We start from the raw sequence: 20,635 nt of genomic DNA on the forward strand, positions 1-20,635 counted from the left end.
GAATGCGCCCACCGAGAACAAGATCTAGCGCTGTAAAGTAGTCGAGTCTGAATCAAGACCAGGCACCGCAGCAATTATTAACCAACTTGAGCGAGTTAAATTCATGCTTATTAAACCATCCGCACTAGCCGGCGTCGTGTTGCTGGCCGCCAGCCAATCAACAGAGGCAGTCGTCATCAATTTCGACTACACCTACGACGGCGGATTTTTCTCCGGCAGCAACGCAAGTAGACGAGACATCCTGGATGCCGCAGGCGGGTTTTTGGGAGGTATCTTAACCGACAGCTTGACTGCGATTACATCCGGCGGCATCAATAATTTCAGCGCGGTATTTCAACGTCCTGATACCGGCGCCAGCACGACTCTGAGCAATTTCAGCGTGGCAGCCGACACACTCACGGTGTTTGTGGGTGGACAGACCATGGGCGCCGGCAACCTGGGCTATGGCGGCTATGGCGGTTACAGCGTCAGCGGCACCCAAGATTTTTTGACCAATGCAGCACAACGTGGACAGTCAAATACGACCGGCCCGTCAGCAACTGATTTTGCGCCATGGGGTGGTCAATTGACCTTCAGCAGTTCGGCAAACTGGTATTTCGACCCGGATCTTTCTACCTCCGAGACATTTAGCGGTAATGATTTTTATTCGGTGGCACTGCATGAGTTGGGCCACTTATTGGGCCTAGGCAGTTCGGACTCGTGGGATAATCAAGCCTCAGGCTCCGGCTTTACCGGTGCTAATGCGGTAGCGGCTTATGGCGGCAATGTACCACTGGAGGGCGATAAGGTTCATTGGTTAGAGGGCACCAAAAGCACGGTAAACGGGATTGAGCAAGAAGCCGCCATGGACCCTACTTTGCGCGTCGGCACGCGCAAAGTATTTACGCAACTCGACCTCGCCGCGCTGAAAGATGTGGGCTGGCAAGTTTCGGTAACCGCTGTGCCGGTTCCTTCCGCCGTTTGGCTATTTGGCTCTGCTTTATTGGGTTTTATTGCCAGCAAACGTAAGCAGCATTTGAATTTCTAGCCAATTCATCACTGTCGCGCCGGACACGCCAATTGGCTAATAAAACCGGCGCGATAAAGCGATTAAAACTTATTGACTGACACCTGATAAAAACGGCACAAAACTGACCCGCTCTATTACTTCATCCTCAAAGCCCTGCTCGGTGCGGGTTACCCGATGTAATTCCTGCATCCCTTCCAGCCCGACCGGAATCACCATTACACCGCCCACAGCCATTTGCTCAAGTAAGGCTTCCGGAATTTCCGCCGGTGCGGCGGCAGCTAATATCCCATCATATGGCGCGTGCTCCGGCCAGCCCCAGCCACCATCGCTATGCTTAAAACCCACAGTCTTGATACCCAACTCCCATAGGGTATCCCGGGCTTTTTTCATCAACGGCGCAATCCGTTCCACCGAATAAACTTGCGCTACCAGCTTCGACAATATTGCGGTTTGGTAGCCGCAACCCGTACCAATTTCCAGTACTTTGAGCAGCGGACCTTTCTCCAATAGCAATTCCGTCATTTTGGCAACGATATACGGCTGCGATATAGTTTGATTGTGGCCGATAGGTAAGGCAGTATCCTCATAAGCGCGACTCTCCAAAGCTTCGTCGACAAAAATATGCCTAGGTGTGTCAGACATTACCGCCAGGACTTTACTGTTATAGATGCCTTGCTCGCGCAGCCTAGAAATCATCCGTTCCCTGGTCCGCCGAGAAGTCATGCCTATACCCTGGATGCGTCTACTCATACGAGCGCCTCCATTGCCAGCCATTCGCTCAATCCCTCCAATCGTTCATATCGCGTTAAATCCAACTGTAACGGCGTTACGGACACGTATCCGTTTCTTATCGCATCAAAATCAGTACCTGGCCCCGCGTCTTGTTCGCTGCCGGGCGGTCCCACCCAGTAAATAACCTGCCCCCGCGGATCATGGGAACGTATTACTGGTTCCGCTTTGTGCCGCTGCCCGAGTCGGGTAGATTGATAACCTTTTAATTCAGCAATCGGTAAATCAGGCACGTTGACGTTTAACAAAGTGTCTTCCGGCAAGGGATGAGCGAGGATTTTTTGCATTATTGTCACAGCCACATGTGCCGCCGTATCGAAATGTTTAGGGTCGCTGGATGCTAAAGAGATAGCCACCGCAGGCAGCCCAAGAAAACGCCCTTCGGTAGCCGCAGCCACGGTGCCCGAATAAAGCACATCGTCGCCAAGATTGGCGCCATGATTGATACCGGCGAATACCATATCCGGTTCGTTCGCTAATAGTCCTGTAATCGCCAGATGAACGCAATCCGTCGGCGTACCATCCACCCTGACAAAACCGTTTTCACATTGAGTGGCGCGCAAAGGCATATCCAGGGTTAAAGAATTGCTTGCGGCACTCCGGTTTTTATCTGGCGCCACTACTGATACGTTGGCGTGTTGACGCAGAGCTTCGGCCAATGTGTTGATGCCTTGCGCTAAATAACCGTCGTCGTTGCTGATTAGTATGTGCATACTGCCGTAAAACGCTTTAAAATTCCCGCATAGTAGCAAAAAAAGCGCAAAACCAGCAGCTTACGTGACAAAAAAAACCACTTCCGCAGACGATGTCCTCTTGTTTCGAAACTCGATCGGCAAAGTCCAAACCATAGACACCAATACCGTTATTCTTAAGCCTGATAAGAAACCGCGGCCAATGCCTTCATTTAAGCCGCTCGAGCAGGTTGATCCGTTACAAAAAGATGTTGAGGGTAGCTTGGAGACCCTGTTCCAAGAAGACAAGATCGCCTTCCTGGTGCCAGGCATGCAAAAAAGCGTCATCAAAAAGCTTCGTAAGGGGTATTACGGTCTGGATGCCGACATCGATCTACATGGCTTAAGCAGCCGCGATGCACAACAGCAATTATTGCGCTTTTTACACTATTGCGTTGAAGACGGTTATCGCTGCGTGCAAATCATTCACGGCAAGGGCTACAACTCTACGGACAATCAGCCAGTCTTAAAAAATGATATTAATCTCTGGCTACGCCAACATAAAGATGTCCTGGCGTTTTGCTCCGCTCCCCCCAAGGCTGGCGGTACAGGTGCATTGTTCGTACTGTTACGCTTATCAGAAAAATTTGTGACATCCGAAGACGAGCCTCAATAACGCCCGTTTAGGCTACTCCAAAATCTCCCGCCTCTACCCAAACAAACGCAACTCCGTTCGCTATATTTTGCTTTGCCTTGACTTGTCCGGCTTGTTGCTCTAGTTTTTCAGCATTGCTGCTCCTTATCATGAAAATAATAACGAAACCAACGCCATGACCACAAATCAACACCAGCGACCTCTCCAAACCACAGGAGAAATTGGCGTTTCTACGCAAAGCACTATCGAAGCGGGGATTTTCAACAATGAGCCTTAACATTGGGATCGTGGGTTTAGGCAGAATTGGTCGCGGGGTATTAAGAGGAAATTTCGCACAAGAAAAAGGCGGCAGATTCGATATACGTGTAGTCTGTGACGTAATGGCTATCGATCACGTTGCTTACCTGTTAGCAAACGATAGCACCTATGGCCGCCCCCCATTTAATGTAGATTGCGATGGCGACGATTTAATCATAGACGGCAAAAGAGTTCGCTATCAGAAGGTAGACCGGCGCCGTAGTTCGCCCGAGGACGGCAGCTGGGAAGTATTGCGCCAATTTGATCTCGATGTATTATTTGACGCCACGGGCACCGCCACAATCCATGATTTCCGCTCATTGATAACGCAGGAAGTCGCTAAAAAAATCCTTTGCACTTGGAATGTCAGCGGTTGCGATATCAGTGTGGTATTCGGAGTAAATCATTCGGCGTACGATCCATTACACCATGACGTCATCTCGGCCAGTACCTGCACGGGTAACGCTCTGGTTCCTATCTGTCATGTACTTGATAAGCACATTGGCATCAATTTCGCCCGAGCCATCACTATCCATCCGCAACTTTCAGATCAACGTGTATTGGATGGTTATCACGCATCATCCCAACTTGGCCGCGGGTGCGCGTCTTCCATTATCCCAACCAGCACGAACGTAGGTAAATCCACGACATTGGTATTACCAAGACTGGAAGGCAAATTGGACGCTATGTCCTACAGAGTGCCAACTGCAATTGTCTCAGTTATTGATTTAACAGCCACTCTTTCTAGGAAAACGTCACTAGAAGAATGTGTAGAACTGTTTGAAGACTACGCCAACAAACAATTAGCAGGAATTATTCATTGTGACTATGGCGCATGGGGCCATCAAAAGGCTAGCATCGACTATATGGAAACCCAATATTCCGCAATATTGTTGATGCATCATCTGACTGTCAGCCAAGGCCACCATCTCGGCCTATCTTTAATGCACGACAATGAGCACGCATACTGCTGCCGAGTATTAGACGTATTGGGCATTTTATAAAACTAGGGGCTGTTGCCATTTTGTCATAATCCCTTTGAAAATCGATTGGCGAGCCATATTGATTGAGTTTTCAATCAAACGATAGCTAGCGAATGCCACGCCAACTGCTTACAGATACCCACTGGGAAAAGCTAAAAACGATTATGTTGAGTTTCAGCATTTACGACAAACCCGGTCTTCGGCAAACGGTCGAAGGGATTTTTTATCGCTTGCGTGTTGGCTGCCCTTGGCGAGACTTGCCCGTCGCTTTTGGCAAGTGGAATGCCGTGTACAAGCGCTTCAATGCCTGGTCACTGCAAGAAAAGCTGAGGGGTATCTTTCAAGCGCTAGTGATTGAGCCTGATTTGGAATGGCTATTTATTGATGGCAGCATTATTAAAGCCCATCAACACAGTAGCGGCGGCGCCCATGAAAATCCAACAGCCATCGGGAAATCGGTCGCAGGCAACACGACCAAAATCCATATGGCGGTTGATGCCGGTGGACTTCCCATCCAGTTCTCGATTACGGGGGGCGAAGTACATGACTGCAAAGAAGCGCCGGAATTTGTGGCCAAGCTCCCCCAGGCGGGCTACATGATTGCAGACAAAGGGTATGACAGCGAGCCGTTACGGATTCAAATTCGAGACCAAGGCACAGTCCCCATCATCCCAAGAAAACAAAATTCAATAGTCGGGAATGAGGAAATGGACTGGTGTCTCTATAAATATCGCCACCTCGTTGAAAACGTATTTGCGCGACTGAAACATTTTAGAGCTATTGCCACCCGATATGACAAACTAAAACGCAATTTTGAAGGTGCTATCGCCCTGGCTTGTGCATTTATATGGTTACCGATGTGAAACGGCAACAGCCCCTAGTGCCCGCAAGTTTACCGAACACTCAATGAAACCCGATCACATTCTGGCAGAATGAACCGAATAACAAGCTTCTCAGCGGCCTCTTCACCGGATGCAACAGTTTTGATTCTGGGCAGCATCCCTGGAAAAGCATCCCTGGAGGCTAATCGATATTACGCGCATCCACAGAATCAATTTTGGCCTATCATAACCGAACTTCTGGAACTCAATCCTAGTAGCTCATACTTAGCGAGAATGGAATCAATCAAATTAGCCGGCATTGCACTATGGGATGTAGTTAAGTCATGCCATCGGCACAACAGTAGTCTCGATGCAAAAATAGACAAAAACAGTATTGTTACGAATGATTTTCCAGGATTTTTCCTAAACCACCCCTATATTACGCATATATTCTTTAATGGCTTAACTGCAGAAAAAACCTTTCAAAAGCATGTTCAACCTTATATATGCACAGATCGGTTTACGTACCACCGATTACCCTCTACAAGCCCGGCGCATGCAACGATGGCTTTTCAACAAAAGCTGGATAGTTGGCGCATATTAACAACAGCAATAGCAGAAGCCACTTACAGCGAAACAATAGAGACTTCAAAAACAAACCAAACAAGCAGACCAAGAAATATATTCTAGGAATATAAATTAACGCTGAACAGTACACAAACAAAAACGGCAGAGAAGCCGTATAGCTAATCTGCCGCTACAAGCCCAATATTAAATACCCAATGGCATTTATTCTTCAGTTTGTACAGGCTCTGGCCTATCTACCAACTCGACGTAAGCCATAGGTGCGTCATCACCAGGCCGAAATCCGCACTTAATAATCCTCAAATACCCACCGTTTCTGGACTGATACCTTGGACCAAGCTCGTTAAATAATTTCGTTACAACATCTCTATCACGCAACTTAGAGAACGCCTGGCGACGTTTCGCGACAGAGTCGTTTTTAGATAATGTAATCAAAGGCTCAGCGATCACACGCAACTCCTTTGCTTTTGGTAACGTTGTCTTGATTAACTCGTGTCTAAACAAAGAGCAAGCCATGTTGCTAAATAGCGCTTTTCTGTGGCTACTATTTTTATTTAACTGTCTTCCAGATTTACGGTGTCTCATTTTTCAAATGCCTTATATTCAAATTCCAGCTTGCGATTGATCAGCCAGATTTTCAGGTGGCCAGTTTTCCAAGCGCATACCCAATGACAGACCTTTAATTGCAAGAATATCTTTAATTTCCGTTAACGACTTCTTACCCAGATTAGGTGTCCTCAACAACTCCACTTCGGTCCGCTGAATCAGATCGCCGATATAGAAAATGTTTTCCGCTTTTAGGCAGTTGGCAGAACGAACCGTCAACTCCAAATCGTCTACAGGGCGTAGCAAGACTGGATCGAACGACTCTTCCTCAATTGCCACCTCCTCATGTATCTGTTCGTTAACTTTTTCAAAATCTACGAAAACAGATAACTGGTCATGAAGAATCGAAGCGGCCAATTTGATCGCCTGCTCAGGATCAACCGTACCATTTGTCTCCAATTCTATAACGAGCCTATCCAGATTGGTGCGTTGCTCGACACGAGTGCTTTCTACATGATAAGCGACCTTTACTATAGGACTAAACGCCGCATCAACCATTAAAACACCGACCGGCGCGTCGTCATTCATCTCTTTCCTCAGACTGGCAGGAACATAACCCCGACCTCTCTCAACCTTAATCTTGATGTTGAGTGAGCAGTCTTGATTGTTGATGTTTGCGATTATCAGATCCGGGTTTACTAACTCCACATTATGGGGTAGTTCAATATCCCGAGCAGTTACGACACCAACACCCGATTTAGCCAGCGTGAGAGTCACTTCATCCTTAGAATGAACGACGACAGCAAGTTTCTTAAGGTTCAGTATGATATCTATGACATCTTCTTGAATACCTTCTATCGTGGTGAATTCATGCAACACGCCTTCGATAGAAATTTCTGTAACTGCGCAACCTGGAATTGAAGACAGCATGACCCGCCTCAAAGCATTGCCTAAAGAATGCCCGAAGCCGCGCTCCAGAGGCTCGATAACGATTCTCGAGTGGTTGGCCGAGTCGTTAATCACCTCGACAAGTCTAGGCTTAAGTAGGCCAACAATAGAACTCTGCATAATTTAAATCCTGGACTTATTTATTACTTAGAATAAAGCTCAACAACCAGCTGCTCGTTGATGTCAGAGCCTAAATCCACGCGATCAGGCACAGACTTGAATGTTCCACTCATCTCTTTGGAATTAACTTCTACCCAAACTGGAAAGCCATACTGCTCGGCAACAATCAGCGAGTCTTTAATACGTTGTTGGCTCTTAGCTTTTTCTCTAACCTTAATTACATCGCCGGCAGCGACTTGGTATGAAGGTATATTAATTAATCTATCGTTTACCAAAATCGCTTTGTGAGACACCAACTGCCTTGCTTCCGCTCGGGTAGCAGCGTAGCCCATACGGTAAACAACGTTGTCCAATCGAGACTCTAAAAAATCAAGTAAATTTTGACCAGTAGCGCCTTTTTGTAGGTCAGCAGCTTTGTAATAGTTCCGGAATTGCTTTTCCAAAACCCCGTATATGCGGCGCAAGCGCTGTTTGGCGCGGAGCTGCATAGCATAATCAGAATTCCTTGTACGCTTAGCACCATGTTGACCAGGTCTTTGTTCTAATTTACATTTGCTTTCCAGAGATTTACCTCTGCTTTTCAAAAATAAATCAGTACCTTCCCTACGACTCAGCTTGCAAGCAGGACCAAGATATCTTGCCATTAAATTTACTCCACTATCCTAAACACGACGTTTTTTGGGTGGACGGCAACCATTATGAGGTATGGGAGTAACGTCCACGATATTTGAAATTTTGAACCCCATACTGTTCAAAGAGCGAACAGCAGATTCCCTACCAGGGCCGGGACCCTTAATCATAACATCCAGATTTTTCATACCGTATTCCTGAGCTACCGCTCCTGCTTTCTCAGCAGCCACCTGCGCTGCGAAAGGTGTGCTTTTGCGTGAGCCACGGAAACCGGATCCACCAGATGTAGCCCAAGATAACGCGTTACCTTTTCTGTCTGTAATAGTAACGATTGTATTGTTAAAGGAAGCGTGGACATGAACGATACCGTCCGCTACTTCTTTCTTAATACGCTTTTTAACTCGATTCTGGGTTGCCATCAAAAATGCCTATCTAGATGTATTTATTTAGTAACTGACTTGCGCGGACCTTTACGAGTCCGAGCATTTGTTCTGGTTCTTTGTCCTCTCAATGGCAAACCACGGCGATGCCTGATACCACGATAACAACCCAGATCCATTAATCTTTTAATATTCATTGAGACTTCTCTGCGAAGATCACCTTCAACAGTCATCGCAGAAATAACCTTACGTATAGATTCAACTTGATCCTCAGAAAGGTCTCGAATCTTGACGGTTGGCTGAACCCCAACTTCATCGCAGATATTTCTAGCAGTTTGCCTGCCAATTCCATAGATAGCAGTCAACGCTATCTCCGCATGCTTATGGTCAGCCACGTTTATACCGGCAATACGAGCCATTCAGATACTCCAAAAACAGTACTATAAGGTTAAACAGGGGATTATATCACCCTGCAAAATAAATCACAAAAACAAGTTAGCCTTGACGCTGTTTGTGTCTGCCATCTTTACAGATAACTCGCACAACGCCGTTTCTTTTAATTACTTTACAACTTTTGCATATGGCTTTTATTGAAGCTCGTACTTTCACGGCAAACTCCTGGAAATTTTAAGATTTTTTCAAATTGGCTTTTTTCATCAAGCCTTCGTATTGCTGCGACATTAAATGCGTCTGCATTTGCGAAATAAAGTCCATCACAACAACCACAATGATAAGCAAAGAGGTGCCACCAAAAGAAAAAGGCACATTCCAATAGACGATCAGAAACTCAGGCAACAAACATATCAATGTGATGTAAACAGCACCTATCAAAGTGAGCCGCGTCATTACCTTATCAATATAACTGGTAGTATGAGCCCCCGGCCTAATTCCAGGCAAATAAGCGCCTGATTTCTTAAGGTTTTCCGCGGTTTCCTTTGAATTGAAAACCAGAGCGGTATAAAAGAAACAAAAGAACACAATAGCCAACGCATAGCATAGAACATACACAGGCTGACCGGGAGAAAGCACTGACGAAATATCCTGAAGCCAAGAAAAGCCATCAACATTCCCGAACCATCCTGCTATTGTCGCGGGAAATAAAATAATGCTTGATGCAAAAATCGGCGGTATCACACCTGCCATATTCAACTTTAGCGGCAAAAACGAACTCTGCCCAGAATAGACCTTGTTGCCTTGCTGCCTTTTTGGATAATTAATAGTTATCCGTCTTTGTCCTCTTTCAACAAAAACAACAACACCCGTTACAACTATCGACAAAGCGAACAACACAACAATAAACGCCCCATTCATTTCACCAGTACGCGCAAGCTCAAGGGTTCCGCCAATTGCGGAAGGCAATCCAGATACGATACCGGCAAATATAATTAGCGATATACCATTGCCTATCCCCCTTTCCGTAACCTGCTCCCCAAGCCACATTAAGAATATCGTACCGGTGACTAAAGTAATAGTTGTTATAAGTACGAAACTGATACCAGGCTGGATAACAACTGCTAGACCACCCGCAGTTTGGTTTTGCAAGGCTACCGAGATGCCTATCGATTGAAACATCGCCAAAACGACGGTGCCATAGCGAGTGTACTGAGAAATTTTTCTACGCCCGGACTCACCTTCTTTTTTTAGCTGTTCCATAGCAGGTATAACAATAGTCATAAGCTGCATAATAATAGACGCTGAGATGTATGGCATTATACCCAGCGCAAACAGGCTCAAACGCATCAACGCACCACCGGAAAACATGTTAAACATGTTTAATATAGAACCCGACTGCTGCTCAAACATTATTGATAATGCTTTTGGATCTATCCCCGGAACAGGGATATGAGCGCCGATTCTGTATACGACAAATGCGCCTAAAACAAACAACAATCTTGACTTGAGCTCACCAAACCGAAATGTGCCCGCAGCAACATCAACTCCTTTAGCACTCACTTAAGCCTCGACTTTGCCACCAGCAGCTTCAATAGTTAACTTTGCACCAGCCGTAACGCCAAGTCCTTTTAAAACCAAAGACCGAGTAACTGTTCCAGTATTCACTACTTTAACTTGTTTTGAAAACACCGGGATAATGTTCTCACTGATCAGTAATTGAATATCTACAATATCAGCCTGAAGAGCATCAATTTCAGCCAAACGAACCTCGGCAGTAAATTTCTTTGTTCTGGACGTAAAGCCAACCTTTGGAAGTCTACGCTGCAAAGGCATCTGACCACCCTCAAAGCCCACTTTATGAAACCCCCCGGAACGGGCCTTTTGACCTTTATGACCTCTACCGCAGGTTTTACCATCAGTAGATCCTATACCACGCCCGACGCGCTTTGCCTTTTTTCTGGCGCCGCATGCAGATTGTATTGTGTTCAGATACATTAAACTTCCTCAACCTTTAGCATATATGCTATTTTATTGATCATCCCGCGGTTTTCGGGGGTGTCGATAACCTCAACGACCTGCCGGATTCTGCTCAAACCCAATCCTTTTAAACACTGCTGATGACTCTTTAAGCGACCATTTTTACTTTTTGTCATCATTACGCTTAATTTTTTGCCACTCATATCGTTTTACCCTGTTATTTGATCAACAGATAAACCGCGCTTTGCTGCGATTTTCTTAGCGTCATGCATTGCGGTCAAACCGTTAATTGTCGCCCGCACAACATTGATCGGGTTACTCGTACCGATACATTTAGCCAGTACATTATGCACACCGACGACCTCGAATACGGCGCGCATAGCACCGCCGGCAATGATTCCGGTACCTTCTGAAGCCGGTTGCATGTAAACCTTAGCCGCACCAGTGTTAGACATAATTGAATATTGTAACGTACCTTCTTTCAACGCCACTTTGCGCATGTTCTTTCTAGCCTGCTCAAGAGACTTTTGAATCGCTACAGGCACTTCTCTTGCTTTTGAAACGCCATAACCAACACGCCCGTCGCCGTCACCGACGACCGTAAGCGCCGCAAAACCAAAAACTCGACCGCCTTTAACTACTTTTGCAACACGTCTTACCGAAACCAATTTTTCCTGTAATCCGTCTGTACTACCTTGAGATGGTGCTGTTGCCATGCTATTCCCCTAAAACTTCAAGCCAGCTTCACGCGCAGCGTCTGCTAACGCCTTTACGCGGCCATGATATTTAAAACCAGAGCGATCAAATGCGACTTCAGTTACACCAGCCGCAATCGCTCTTTCAGCAACGATACGCCCTACCTCAGTAGCGGCTTTAATATTACTCGTGTTACTCAAACCCGCCTTTACATCAAGTTGTAATGTAGACGCTGCCGCGAGCGTAGCTGTACCATCGACACTGAGAACCTGCGCGTAAATATGCTGGGAAGTCCTATGTATGGTCAGTCTATTTACATTTAACTTTTTGATTTTGCAGCGTAATCTCAACGCTCTTTTTAATCTCGATGACTTCTTATCCATCACTTCACCTATTTCTTTTTGGCTTCTTTTCTAGCCACGTATTCGTCAGCTATCCTCACACCCTTCCCTTTGTAAGGCTCGGGCGGGCGAAAAGCTCTGATCTCAGATGCGACTTGGCCGACCTTCTGCTTATCACTGCTCTTCACATGCAACTCAGTTTGCGTTGGTGCTTCAACGGTAACGCCTTCGGGAATTAAATATTCGACAGGGTTTGAATAACCCAAGGATAGAGTTAAAAGATTGTCTTTAACTTGCGCCCTATAGCCGACCCCAACCAACAACATCTTTTTGACGAAGCCTTCGGAGACGCCTTTTACCATATTGTTAATTGACGCCCTAGCCGTACCTGCGTGGGCCTTAGCACCTTTTACACTATCGTCCCATTTGATTCTGATTACGTTAGATTCAATTTCAAGATCAACTGCATCGCACAGATCAAACGTAAGCCGACCAAGTTTACCGTTAACTACCATTTGCTTGCCGTCAACTTTTACATCAACGCCTGATGGCAAAGTTATAGGCGCATTAGCTACTCTAGACATGATATACCTCTTTTTTATTTAACAGACAGTGCAAATGACTTCGCCGCCATGCCCTATAGCACGCGCAGCGCGATCAGTCATCACACCATTAGAGGTTGAAACTATGGCTATGCCTAGACCACCTAGCACTTTCGGCAACTCATCTTTAGACTTGTATATTCTAAGCCCGGGACGGCTAACTCGCTTAACGCTCTCTATAACAGGAAGCCCGTTGTAATACTTTAGCTCAACGGTCATTTCTGTATGACACCCGGTAATTTCGGTTTTAAAATCAGTAATATATCCCTCATCTTTCAATACCTTAGCGATAGCCAGCTTTAACTTCGATGAAGGGATTTTTACACTCTTTTTGCCAGCAGATTGACCATTTCTAATTCTGGTTAGCATATCTGCTATTGGATCTGTCATACTCATTTTTCAATTCTCCAAAACTTAAACAGAACTACCAGCTAGCCTTTGATAAACCGGGAACGTCGCCACGCATCGTGGCCTCCCTCAATTTATTTCTACTAAGACCAAATTTTCTGTAGTATCCATGAGGACGCCCCGTCAGATTGCATCTATTACGCAATCTGGACTGACTGGAGTCTCTAGGTAGTTTTTGAAGTTGAACTTGAGCGCTCTCTTTCTCTTCAAAGGAGCTATTTGGAGACCTAATTATTTCTTTTAATTCGCTTCTTTTTGCCTGATATTTTTTTATCAAGCCCTCACGCTTTACTTCGCGCGCAATCATTGATTTTTTAGCCATGCCGATACGCCTTAGTTTTTAAATGGAAAATTGAATAATTTCAACAGCGCCAAACCTTCTTCATCTGTTTTAGCCGTTGTTGTGATACAAATATCCATACCACGGAGCGCATCAATCTTGTCATAATCTATTTCCGGGAAAATAATTTGCTCCTTAATTCCCATAGAATAGTTACCACGACCGTCGAAGCTCTTAGAACTCATGCCTCTAAAATCACGTATTCTAGGTATTGAGATCGTAATTAATCTATCCAGAAATTCATACATTTTATCGGCGCGTAAAGTAACCTTACAACCGATTGGCATGTCGTCGCGAATCTTAAACCCAGCAATAGATTTTCTAGCCAATGTAATCACTGCCTTTTGTCCTGATATTTTTTCCATATCAGAAACAGCGGACTGCAGAACTTTTTTGTCTGCAATAGCCCCGCCGACGCCCATATTAAGCGTTATTTTGGTGAGCTTCGGGACTTGCATTATTGTTTTGTAGCCAAATTGCTCCTGCAGAGCAGGAACAATTTCGGTTTTATATTTATTTTGTAGTCTAGCCATAGCCTTATTACCTTAGAGACCAACGTTTTCGTTCGTAGATTTAAAAAATCTGACTTTTTTCCCATCATCAAGAATTCTAAAACCCACTCTGTCGCCTTTTTTTGTTTTTGGATTAAATAAAGCAACATTTGAAATGTCAATTGGCATGTTTTTATCAACAATACCACCAGAAACACCGAGATTTGGGTTACCTCGCTGATGCTTCTTAACTAAGTTAATACCTTCGACTAATATCTTGTGGCCTTCAAGCACCTTACTAACTTTCCCTAGCTTGCCTTTATCTTTTCCAACTATTACGATGACTTCATCGCCTTGCTTAATCTTTTGCATCTTTGGACCTCTACAATACTTCTGGCGCTAGAGAGATAATCTTCATGAATTTATCGCCTCTTAATTCACGAGTAACCGGCCCAAAGATACGAGTACCAATTGGTTGTAGTTGGTTATTTAAAATTACCGCGGCATTACCGTCAAAGCGTATAACCGAACCATCGGCCCTACGAACACCTTTACGAGTTCTTACAACCAAGGCATTATATACATCGCCTTTTTTAACCCTAGTGCGCGGCATTGCGTCTTTGACGCTCACCTTGATGATGTCGCCGATGCCAGCGTAGCGGCGGTGCGAACCTCCAAGGACCTTGATACACATGACCTTTTTTGCGCCACTGTTATCGGCGACGTCAAGGCTAGTTTGCATCTGAATCATTTTTAAAATCCCAACTAAAATTATTGATTATCTATTGGCAGCTTCTAAGACTTCCAACAGCTTGAATGCCTTATTCTTAGAAATAGGACGACACGAGGTAATAGAAACCACATCGCCTTCTTGGCATATATTGTTTTCGTCGTGAACGAGAAGCTTAGTGGATCGTTTTATATACTTTCCGTACACAGGGTGCTTTACCAGCCGCTCAACCAAAACCGAAGCAGTCTTATCCATTTTGTTGCTAACAACACGACCAGTTACCTTACGTACAGTATCTAGATTTTCGCTCATATCTATACTCTTGCCATTTCACTTAGAATAGTACTAATGCGGGCAATGTCTCGCCTCACCTGCTTAATTTGACTCGACTTGCTAAGCTGTCCAGTTCCCTTTTGCATTCTCAAATTGAACTGCTCGCGAGACAACTCCAAAAGACTGGAATTCAACTCTTCTTTTGTTTTGCTTCTTAAATCTTTCGCTTTCATTACATTATTGTCCGTGTAGAGAACGTAGTTTTCACAGGCAGCTTAGCAGCGGCCAGCTCAAAAGCCTCTCGCGCTAATTCCTCGGAAACACCTTCAATTTCAAACAGCATTGTGCCGGGCTTGATCTGAGCAACCCAGTATTCTACACTACCTTTACCTTTACCCATACGAACTTCTAATGGTTTTTTCGTAATAGGTTTATCTGGGAAAATTCTGATCCAAATTTTCCCACCCCGTTTCACGTGACGACTAATCGCTCTCCTCGCGGCTTCAATTTGCCGGGCGGTCATTCTACCACGGCTAACTGACTTCAAACCATACTCCCCGAAGCTCACTGACGAACCACGCAATGCCGTACCGTTATTTCTACCGGTATGTTGTTTGCGAAATTTTGTTCTTTTTGGCTGAAGCATCTCTTATATACCCCTTCAACTATTTTTTTGAGTCGGCGTTCAATGACGCTGCATGAGCATCCATATCAAAAACCTCACCCTTAAATATCCAAACCTTAATACCGATAATTCCGTAAGTGGTTTTCGCTTCAGCCGTTCCGTAATCAATATCAGCCCGCAACGTATGAAGCGGCACACGACCTTCGCGATACCATTCCGTTCTGGCAATTTCAGCTCCATTTAGCCTGCCAGCAACAGTGATTTTTATACCTTCAGCGCCTAAACGCATGGTGTTCGTCACAGCTCGCTTCATCGCTCGGCGGTACATGATCCGCTTTTCTAACTGTTGAGCTATGCTTTCTGCGACTAAATACGCATCAAGCTCTGGCTTACGAATCTCTTCGACGTTTAATTGGACAGGAACCCCCATCATCGCGGATATGCTCTGCCTTAACACATCGATATCTTCGCCTTTTTTACCTATCACAATCCCAGGACGAGCGGTGTGTACAGTAATATTGGCATTATTCGCAGGGCGATTTATTTGCACCCTGCTAACAGATGCATGAGCTAACTTTTGTTTGATATATTCTCTAACCTTCAAATCCTGCAATAGAAATACAGGGTAATTCTGGCTATTTGCATACCATCTCGAAGTCCAGTCTTTTACTATCCCGAGACGAATCCCAGTGGGATGTACCTTTTGTCCCATTTGCTACCTCTATTTCTCTGCTACTTTAATTGTTATATGACAAGTTCTTTTTAGGATGTGATTTGCACGTCCTTTCGCCCTTGCGCTAACTCTCTTTAACGTTCTGCCTTCATTAACGAATACAGTCGAAACCTTTAATTCGTCAACGTCCGCACTTTCGTTATGTTCCGCGTTAGCTATTGCCGACTCTAGAACTTTTTTGATTATCGCAGCAGCTTTCTTAGAGCTGAAACTAAGCAAATTCAATGCTTTTTCAACAGGTAACCCGCGTATTTGATCCCCCACAAGCCGTGCTTTTTGCGCAGAAAGAGGAGCATTACTTAATTTAGCCGAAACTTCCACATTCACTCCTTATCTTGATTTCTTGTCTGCTATATGGCCTTTATAAGTCCTTGTAGGTGAAAACTCACCCAGCTTATGCCCGACCATATTTTCTGAAATCAATACCGGCACATGCTGCTTCCCATTATGTACCGCAATAGTCAATCCCAGCATATCAGGGCTGATCATTGACCTTCTAGACCAGGTTTTAATCGGTTTCCTATTATTCGCTCTCACCGCTTCTTCGACTTTTTTAAGCAAGTGATGATCTATAAATGGACCTTTTTTAATTGAACGTGGCACGTCAAATACCTCTTATTTTTGCTTACGGCGTCTGACAATCATATTATCAGTACGTTTGTTTTTTCGAGTTTTATAGCCTTTTGTTGGCGTCCCCCAAGGAGAAACAGGATGTCTACCACCCGAGGTTCTGCCTTCACCACCACCATGAGGATGATCTACGGGGTTCATCGCCACACCTCTAACAGTAGGTCTAACACCGCGCCATCTTTTCGCACCTGCTTTTCCTAATGAAATAAGATTGTGCTCAGAGTTTGAGACCTCACCAACTACGCCTTTGCAATCTGAAGGAACTTTTCTCATCTCTCCAGAGCGTAGCCGGATAGTGACGTATGCGCCGTCTTTAGCAACCAATTGAACAGAGGTTCCTGCGCTTCTAGCTATTTGCGCGCCTTTTCCTGGCTTTAGCTCGATACAATGAATTGTGGTGCCCAAAGGCATATTTCGCAGAGGCATACAGTTGCCAGGTTTAACCGGCGTTGTTTCCCCGCTCAATATCTCTTGACCAACCTCTATCCCTTTTGGAGCGATTATGTATTTGCGCTCACCATCTTTAAAAAGAATCAGCGCAATATTCGCAGTTCGGTTGGGATCGTACTCAATACGCTCCACCAATGCTGGGATATCAGTTTTGTCGCGCTTAAAGTCTACTATCCGGTAGAATTTTTTGTGTCCACCACCAATATGCCGAGTGGTTATCCTACCAAGATTATTACGACCGCCAGTATTGCTTTTTTTGTCAAGTAGTTGCGCAAATGGCTTACCCTTATGCAAATCATTATTTTGTACACGCACTACAAACCGAGAACCCGGAGATGTCGGTTTTGATTTTAGAATAGCCATGCTCTTCTACCGCTCCTTATTTGCTTTAAAGTATTATGCTGTCGCTAATTCAATGTTATGACCAGGCTGAAGCTTAACATAAGCTTTTTTCCAGTCGGATCGCTTACCCAATGTTCGTCCGAATCGTTTTACTTTTCCTTTAACATTCAGAACACGAACGGCAGCTACTTCAACACCAAACATCAGTTCAACAGCATTTTTAATCTGCAATTTTGTTGCAGATTTTTTAACTTTGAATACAAACTGATTACTTTGGTCCGCAGCGTTGGAACTTTTCTCCGACACAATTGGCGCATACAAAACACTTGCTAATTTGATCTGCTCAATACTCATGCCAAACGCTCCTCAATCTGTTTCAGCGCTGTTGCCGTAGCAATCACCTTATCCGCTGAAACCAAAGACACCGGATCCACACTACTTGGAGTGACTACCGCTATATAAGGAATATTTCTCGCTGCCAAAATTAAATTTTCATTTAGGTCGTCCGCAACCACCAGCAGTCTTTTTGCATCGATACCCTTTATCTTGCTTAAAAAGTCTTTTGTTTTTGGTGTTGCCGGCGTTATGTCGTTGCACACAGCCAATCTACCCTGCCTCAACAACTCAGAAAAAATAGATCTAATACCAACCTTGTACATTTTTTTGTTCAATTTCTGATCAAAAGATCTTGGTTGAGCAGCAAATGCTACACCACCTGTCCGCCACACCGGGCTTCTGGTTGTTCCAGCTCGCGCACGACCTGTACCTTTTTGGCGGAATGGCTTAGCGCCGCCGCCACTCACAGCAGCACGATTCTTCTGGCCTTTAGTACCCGCCCTTGCTGCTGAAAGATATTTGGTTACCAGTTGATGCACCAGGGTTTCGTTAAAATCCTGTCCGAACACTAATTCGGAGACATCTAGCGCCTGTACAGACTCTTGATTATTGATTGCAGGTATTTGCAAAGTCATAAATTAACCTTTATTTAACATTTTTACTGCAGGCGTGATAACTACATCACCACCCTTGGCACCAGGCACAGCGCCTCTGACTAAAATCAGGTTCCGCTCAGCATCTACAGCATGGATAGTCAAATTCTGTATCGTAGTTTTAACCGCTCCCATATGCCCGCACATTTTTTTACCCTTAAACACGCGGCCCGGAGTTTGGTTCATACCACTAGATCCAGGCACCCGATGGGAGCGTGAATTACCGTGCGTCGCGTCTTGCGTTCTGAAGTTATGGCGCTTAACAGTACCTGCAAAGCCTTTACCGATACTTGTACCGGACACATCCACTACCTGCCCAGCCTCAAACACGTTAACTTTTAACTCTGCACCTGCCGAAAACTCGGCGGCTTCGCTCTCGCTAAGTCTAAATTCCCACAAACCACGTCCAGCGGTCACATTGGCAGATGCGTAATGCCCAGCCATTGCTTTGTTGACTTTTGAAGACTTCACATCACCCGCCGCTACCTGAATAGCGCGATAACCATCAGTTTCAACGCTCTTCACCTGTATGACTCTATTGGAGTCTACATGAAGTACGGTAACTGGTACCGAAGAGCCATCTTCGCAAAATATTCTGGTCATACCACATTTACGACCAATAAGACCTATTGACATCTGCCAATCCCTCTAAATTATTACTTGCTGCTATTTAAGCTTAATTTGAACATCAACCCCAGCCGCCAGATCCAACTTCATCAGGGCGTCAACGGTCTTATCGGTTGGCTCAACGATATCAAGCAACCTCTTGTAAGTTCTCAGTTCATATTGATCACGAGCATCTTTGTTAACATGCGGTGAAATCAATACAGTAAAACGTTCTTTTCTAGTAGGCAAAGGAATGGGGCCCTTTACTTGGGCGCCCGTTCTCTTTGCTGTTTCTACTATCTCACCCGCCGACTGATCAATCAATTTATGATCAAAGGCTTTTAATTGGATTCTGATAGTTTGATTAGCCATCTTGATTACTCGATAATAGAAGCAACAACACCCGCACCCACGGTGCGACCACCTTCGCGAATCGCAAAACGCAAGCCGTCTTCCATCGCAATCGGTGAGATAAGTTTTACGGTAACGGCGATGTTATCGCCAGGCATAACCATTTCCACGCCTTCTGGCAAATCTACCGCACCGGTTACGTCGGTCGTTCTGAAGTAGAACTGCGGACGATAGCCATTAAAGAATGGAGTATGACGACCGCCCTCTTCTTTAGACAGGACGTAGATTTCCGCCTTGAAATGAGCGTGCGGCTTAATGGAGTTAACGTGCGCCAATACTTGACCACGCTCCACGTCTTCTCTTTTAGTACCACGCAACAGCACACCGACGTTATCGCCCGCTTGACCTTGATCAAGCAGTTTGCGGAACATTTCCACACCTGTGCAGGTCGTTTGAACGGTATCTTTGATGCCGACGATCTCGACGGCTTCGCCTACTTTGATGATACCCCGCTCAACACGTCCGGTTACTACGGTACCGCGACCTGAAATTGAGAACACGTCTTCGATAGGCATCAAGAATTTGCCGTCGATCGCGCGCTCTGGCTCAGGAATGTAACTGTCCAACGCTTCAACCAAGCGAACTACGGATTGTACACCAATTTCGCTTTGCTCGCCTTCTAAAGCTTTCAATGCGGAACCAACGATAATGGGAGTGTCGTCTCCTGGGAATTCGTATTGATTCAACAGCTCGCGAATTTCCATTTCAACCAGCTCAATCAACTCAGCGTCATCTACCATATCGGCCTTGTTCAAGAACACAACAATGTAAGGCACACCGACTTGACGTGATAACAGAATGTGCTCGCGCGTTTGCGGCATAGGACCGTCCGCAGCAGAGCAAACCAAAATCGCGCCGTCCATTTGGGCAGCACCGGTAATCATGTTTTTAACGTAGTCAGCGTGACCAGGGCAGTCAACGTGGGCATAGTGACGGTTGGCTGATTCGTACTCTACGTGTGACGTAGAAATGGTTATACCGCGCGCACGTTCTTCCGGGGCGTTGTCGATTTGATCAAAAGCCTTAACTTCGCCGCCTTGCAGCTCCGCCATGACTTTTGTTAATGCCGCTGTCAATGTGGTTTTACCGTGGTCAACGTGACCAATGGTGCCTACGTTTACGTGCGGTTTCTTTCTTTCAAATTTTTCTTTAGCCATGATTCAA

37 protein-coding genes are annotated in these 20,635 nt (G+C 45.3%); 5 read left to right on the forward strand and 32 right to left on the reverse strand.

Annotated elements, in window-relative coordinates; translation table 11 throughout:
* The first annotated feature begins 103 nt into the window (after positions 1–103).
* The gene (locus tag ACWAU0_RS03095; RefSeq protein WP_205453368.1) at positions 104–1,027 is read left to right on the forward strand and encodes a matrixin family metalloprotease; all 924 of its coding nucleotides are present in this window, start codon (positions 104–106) and stop codon (positions 1,025–1,027) included.
* A 69-nt stretch (positions 1,028–1,096) separates the two neighbouring features.
* Here ACWAU0_RS03095 and ACWAU0_RS03100 read toward each other — a convergent pair whose 3' ends face one another.
* Positions 1,097–1,759 carry a protein-L-isoaspartate(D-aspartate) O-methyltransferase gene (locus ACWAU0_RS03100; protein ID WP_205453367.1) on the reverse strand — a complete coding sequence of 221 codons (663 nt, stop codon included), beginning with the start codon at positions 1,757–1,759 and terminating at the stop codon, positions 1,097–1,099.
* Positions 1,756–2,511, reverse strand: a complete 756-nt coding sequence (gene surE / locus ACWAU0_RS03105; protein WP_033157202.1) for a 5'/3'-nucleotidase SurE — start codon at positions 2,509–2,511, stop codon at positions 1,756–1,758. The genes ACWAU0_RS03100 and surE overlap by 4 nt, the downstream gene beginning before the upstream one ends.
* Before the next feature lie 64 nt (positions 2,512–2,575).
* Here surE and ACWAU0_RS03110 point away from each other — a divergent pair, with 64 nt between their 5' ends.
* Entirely contained in the window at positions 2,576–3,145 is a 570-nt protein-coding gene (locus ACWAU0_RS03110) for a Smr/MutS family protein (protein ID WP_458138291.1), read from the forward strand.
* Positions 3,146–3,152: 7 nt separating this feature from the next.
* Here the strand turns inward: ACWAU0_RS03110 and ACWAU0_RS03115 are convergent, their stop codons facing one another.
* Positions 3,153–3,404 (reverse strand): hypothetical protein, encoded by a 252-nt coding sequence (locus tag ACWAU0_RS03115; protein ID WP_205453365.1) that lies wholly within the window; start codon positions 3,402–3,404, stop codon positions 3,153–3,155.
* On the opposite strand from ACWAU0_RS03115, the gene ACWAU0_RS03120 reads away from it, so the two are divergent.
* The 3 genes from ACWAU0_RS03120 to ACWAU0_RS03130 all read left to right on the forward strand — a co-directional run bounded on the left by ACWAU0_RS03120 (position 3,391) and on the right by ACWAU0_RS03130 (position 5,915).
* The gene (locus ACWAU0_RS03120) at positions 3,391–4,425 is read left to right on the forward strand and encodes a type I glyceraldehyde-3-phosphate dehydrogenase (RefSeq protein ID WP_205453364.1); all 1,035 of its coding nucleotides are present in this window, start codon (positions 3,391–3,393) and stop codon (positions 4,423–4,425) included. The genes ACWAU0_RS03115 and ACWAU0_RS03120 overlap by 14 nt on opposite strands.
* A gap of 92 nt (positions 4,426–4,517) precedes the next feature.
* Positions 4,518–5,267, forward strand: coding sequence for an IS5 family transposase (locus tag ACWAU0_RS03125; RefSeq protein WP_129871393.1), 750 nt, complete (start codon positions 4,518–4,520; stop codon positions 5,265–5,267).
* A 69-nt stretch (positions 5,268–5,336) separates the two neighbouring features.
* A complete protein-coding gene (locus ACWAU0_RS03130) occupies positions 5,337–5,915 on the forward strand; it encodes a DNA-deoxyinosine glycosylase (protein WP_458138292.1) in 579 nt (192 codons plus the stop codon).
* A gap of 99 nt (positions 5,916–6,014) precedes the next feature.
* Here the strand turns inward: ACWAU0_RS03130 and rplQ are convergent, their stop codons facing one another.
* The 29 genes from rplQ to tuf all read right to left on the reverse strand — a co-directional run bounded on the left by rplQ (position 6,015) and on the right by tuf (position 20,628).
* Complete coding sequence (gene rplQ / locus ACWAU0_RS03135) at positions 6,015–6,395, reverse strand: 50S ribosomal protein L17 (RefSeq protein WP_033157205.1); 381 nt, start codon at positions 6,393–6,395, stop codon at positions 6,015–6,017.
* 18 nt (positions 6,396–6,413) lie between these two features.
* Positions 6,414–7,424 carry a DNA-directed RNA polymerase subunit alpha gene (locus tag ACWAU0_RS03140; RefSeq protein ID WP_458138293.1) on the reverse strand — a complete coding sequence of 337 codons (1,011 nt, stop codon included), beginning with the start codon at positions 7,422–7,424 and terminating at the stop codon, positions 6,414–6,416.
* Positions 7,425–7,447: 23 nt separating this feature from the next.
* Positions 7,448–8,068 (reverse strand): 30S ribosomal protein S4, encoded by a 621-nt coding sequence (gene rpsD, locus ACWAU0_RS03145; protein WP_458138294.1) that lies wholly within the window; start codon positions 8,066–8,068, stop codon positions 7,448–7,450.
* A gap of 18 nt (positions 8,069–8,086) precedes the next feature.
* Entirely contained in the window at positions 8,087–8,473 is a 387-nt protein-coding gene (rpsK, locus tag ACWAU0_RS03150) for a 30S ribosomal protein S11 (RefSeq protein WP_020484822.1), read from the reverse strand.
* A 23-nt stretch (positions 8,474–8,496) separates the two neighbouring features.
* Positions 8,497–8,853 (reverse strand): 30S ribosomal protein S13, encoded by a 357-nt coding sequence (rpsM, locus tag ACWAU0_RS03155; protein WP_020484821.1) that lies wholly within the window; start codon positions 8,851–8,853, stop codon positions 8,497–8,499.
* A gap of 76 nt (positions 8,854–8,929) precedes the next feature.
* Complete coding sequence (gene rpmJ, locus ACWAU0_RS03160) at positions 8,930–9,043, reverse strand: 50S ribosomal protein L36 (RefSeq protein ID WP_081607976.1); 114 nt, start codon at positions 9,041–9,043, stop codon at positions 8,930–8,932.
* Positions 9,044–9,061: 18 nt separating this feature from the next.
* On the reverse strand, positions 9,062–10,387 hold the full coding sequence (gene secY / locus ACWAU0_RS03165; protein ID WP_033157208.1) for a preprotein translocase subunit SecY: 1,326 nt from the start codon (positions 10,385–10,387) through the stop codon (positions 9,062–9,064).
* The gene (rplO, locus tag ACWAU0_RS03170; protein ID WP_458138295.1) at positions 10,388–10,822 is read right to left on the reverse strand and encodes a 50S ribosomal protein L15; all 435 of its coding nucleotides are present in this window, start codon (positions 10,820–10,822) and stop codon (positions 10,388–10,390) included.
* Positions 10,822–11,007, reverse strand: a complete 186-nt coding sequence (rpmD, locus tag ACWAU0_RS03175) for a 50S ribosomal protein L30 (protein WP_020484818.1) — start codon at positions 11,005–11,007, stop codon at positions 10,822–10,824. Before rpmD ends, rplO begins: the two co-directional genes overlap by 1 nt.
* Positions 11,008–11,013: 6 nt before the next feature.
* On the reverse strand, positions 11,014–11,520 hold the full coding sequence (rpsE, locus tag ACWAU0_RS03180) for a 30S ribosomal protein S5 (RefSeq protein ID WP_020484817.1): 507 nt from the start codon (positions 11,518–11,520) through the stop codon (positions 11,014–11,016).
* Between the two features lie 9 nt (positions 11,521–11,529).
* Positions 11,530–11,883, reverse strand: a complete 354-nt coding sequence (gene rplR / locus ACWAU0_RS03185; protein ID WP_458138296.1) for a 50S ribosomal protein L18 — start codon at positions 11,881–11,883, stop codon at positions 11,530–11,532.
* A gap of 8 nt (positions 11,884–11,891) precedes the next feature.
* The gene (gene rplF, locus ACWAU0_RS03190; protein ID WP_458138297.1) at positions 11,892–12,425 is read right to left on the reverse strand and encodes a 50S ribosomal protein L6; all 534 of its coding nucleotides are present in this window, start codon (positions 12,423–12,425) and stop codon (positions 11,892–11,894) included.
* Positions 12,426–12,443: 18 nt separating this feature from the next.
* Positions 12,444–12,839, reverse strand: a complete 396-nt coding sequence (gene rpsH / locus ACWAU0_RS03195; RefSeq protein WP_319960430.1) for a 30S ribosomal protein S8 — start codon at positions 12,837–12,839, stop codon at positions 12,444–12,446.
* A gap of 28 nt (positions 12,840–12,867) precedes the next feature.
* On the reverse strand, positions 12,868–13,173 hold the full coding sequence (gene rpsN / locus ACWAU0_RS03200; protein WP_033157213.1) for a 30S ribosomal protein S14: 306 nt from the start codon (positions 13,171–13,173) through the stop codon (positions 12,868–12,870).
* Between the two features lie 11 nt (positions 13,174–13,184).
* Positions 13,185–13,724: a 50S ribosomal protein L5 gene (rplE, locus tag ACWAU0_RS03205; RefSeq protein ID WP_171696506.1), complete on the reverse strand. Its 540-nt coding sequence runs from the start codon at positions 13,722–13,724 to the stop codon at positions 13,185–13,187.
* A gap of 12 nt (positions 13,725–13,736) precedes the next feature.
* Positions 13,737–14,054 (reverse strand): 50S ribosomal protein L24, encoded by a 318-nt coding sequence (gene rplX / locus ACWAU0_RS03210; RefSeq protein WP_171696507.1) that lies wholly within the window; start codon positions 14,052–14,054, stop codon positions 13,737–13,739.
* Between the two features lie 10 nt (positions 14,055–14,064).
* Complete coding sequence (gene rplN / locus ACWAU0_RS03215; RefSeq protein ID WP_013820378.1) at positions 14,065–14,433, reverse strand: 50S ribosomal protein L14; 369 nt, start codon at positions 14,431–14,433, stop codon at positions 14,065–14,067.
* A 27-nt stretch (positions 14,434–14,460) separates the two neighbouring features.
* A complete protein-coding gene (gene rpsQ / locus ACWAU0_RS03220) occupies positions 14,461–14,724 on the reverse strand; it encodes a 30S ribosomal protein S17 (protein ID WP_171696508.1) in 264 nt (87 codons plus the stop codon).
* 2 nt (positions 14,725–14,726) lie between these two features.
* Positions 14,727–14,918: a 50S ribosomal protein L29 gene (gene rpmC / locus ACWAU0_RS03225; RefSeq protein WP_458138298.1), complete on the reverse strand. Its 192-nt coding sequence runs from the start codon at positions 14,916–14,918 to the stop codon at positions 14,727–14,729.
* Positions 14,918–15,331: a 50S ribosomal protein L16 gene (gene rplP / locus ACWAU0_RS03230; protein WP_033157218.1), complete on the reverse strand. Its 414-nt coding sequence runs from the start codon at positions 15,329–15,331 to the stop codon at positions 14,918–14,920. The genes rpmC and rplP overlap by 1 nt, the downstream gene beginning before the upstream one ends.
* 19 nt (positions 15,332–15,350) lie before the next feature.
* Positions 15,351–16,022: a 30S ribosomal protein S3 gene (gene rpsC, locus ACWAU0_RS03235; protein WP_033157219.1), complete on the reverse strand. Its 672-nt coding sequence runs from the start codon at positions 16,020–16,022 to the stop codon at positions 15,351–15,353.
* A 9-nt stretch (positions 16,023–16,031) separates the two neighbouring features.
* Complete coding sequence (gene rplV / locus ACWAU0_RS03240) at positions 16,032–16,364, reverse strand: 50S ribosomal protein L22 (RefSeq protein ID WP_033157220.1); 333 nt, start codon at positions 16,362–16,364, stop codon at positions 16,032–16,034.
* A gap of 9 nt (positions 16,365–16,373) precedes the next feature.
* The gene (gene rpsS, locus ACWAU0_RS03245; RefSeq protein WP_081607975.1) at positions 16,374–16,646 is read right to left on the reverse strand and encodes a 30S ribosomal protein S19; all 273 of its coding nucleotides are present in this window, start codon (positions 16,644–16,646) and stop codon (positions 16,374–16,376) included.
* Positions 16,647–16,658: 12 nt separating this feature from the next.
* Positions 16,659–17,486, reverse strand: a complete 828-nt coding sequence (rplB, locus tag ACWAU0_RS03250; RefSeq protein WP_084153317.1) for a 50S ribosomal protein L2 — start codon at positions 17,484–17,486, stop codon at positions 16,659–16,661.
* Positions 17,487–17,519: 33 nt separating this feature from the next.
* Complete coding sequence (gene rplW / locus ACWAU0_RS03255) at positions 17,520–17,813, reverse strand: 50S ribosomal protein L23 (RefSeq protein WP_458139192.1); 294 nt, start codon at positions 17,811–17,813, stop codon at positions 17,520–17,522.
* Between the two features lie 2 nt (positions 17,814–17,815).
* Entirely contained in the window at positions 17,816–18,436 is a 621-nt protein-coding gene (gene rplD / locus ACWAU0_RS03260) for a 50S ribosomal protein L4 (RefSeq protein WP_205453360.1), read from the reverse strand.
* A gap of 3 nt (positions 18,437–18,439) precedes the next feature.
* Entirely contained in the window at positions 18,440–19,090 is a 651-nt protein-coding gene (rplC, locus tag ACWAU0_RS03265) for a 50S ribosomal protein L3 (RefSeq protein ID WP_205453359.1), read from the reverse strand.
* A gap of 30 nt (positions 19,091–19,120) precedes the next feature.
* Entirely contained in the window at positions 19,121–19,432 is a 312-nt protein-coding gene (gene rpsJ, locus ACWAU0_RS03270; protein ID WP_020484801.1) for a 30S ribosomal protein S10, read from the reverse strand.
* A 5-nt stretch (positions 19,433–19,437) separates the two neighbouring features.
* A complete protein-coding gene (gene tuf, locus ACWAU0_RS03275) occupies positions 19,438–20,628 on the reverse strand; it encodes an elongation factor Tu (RefSeq protein WP_020484790.1) in 1,191 nt (396 codons plus the stop codon).
* Positions 20,629–20,635: the final 7 nt, after the last annotated feature.

The sequence above is a fragment of the Methylomonas sp. Uni0009 genome (genome assembly GCF_054188105.3).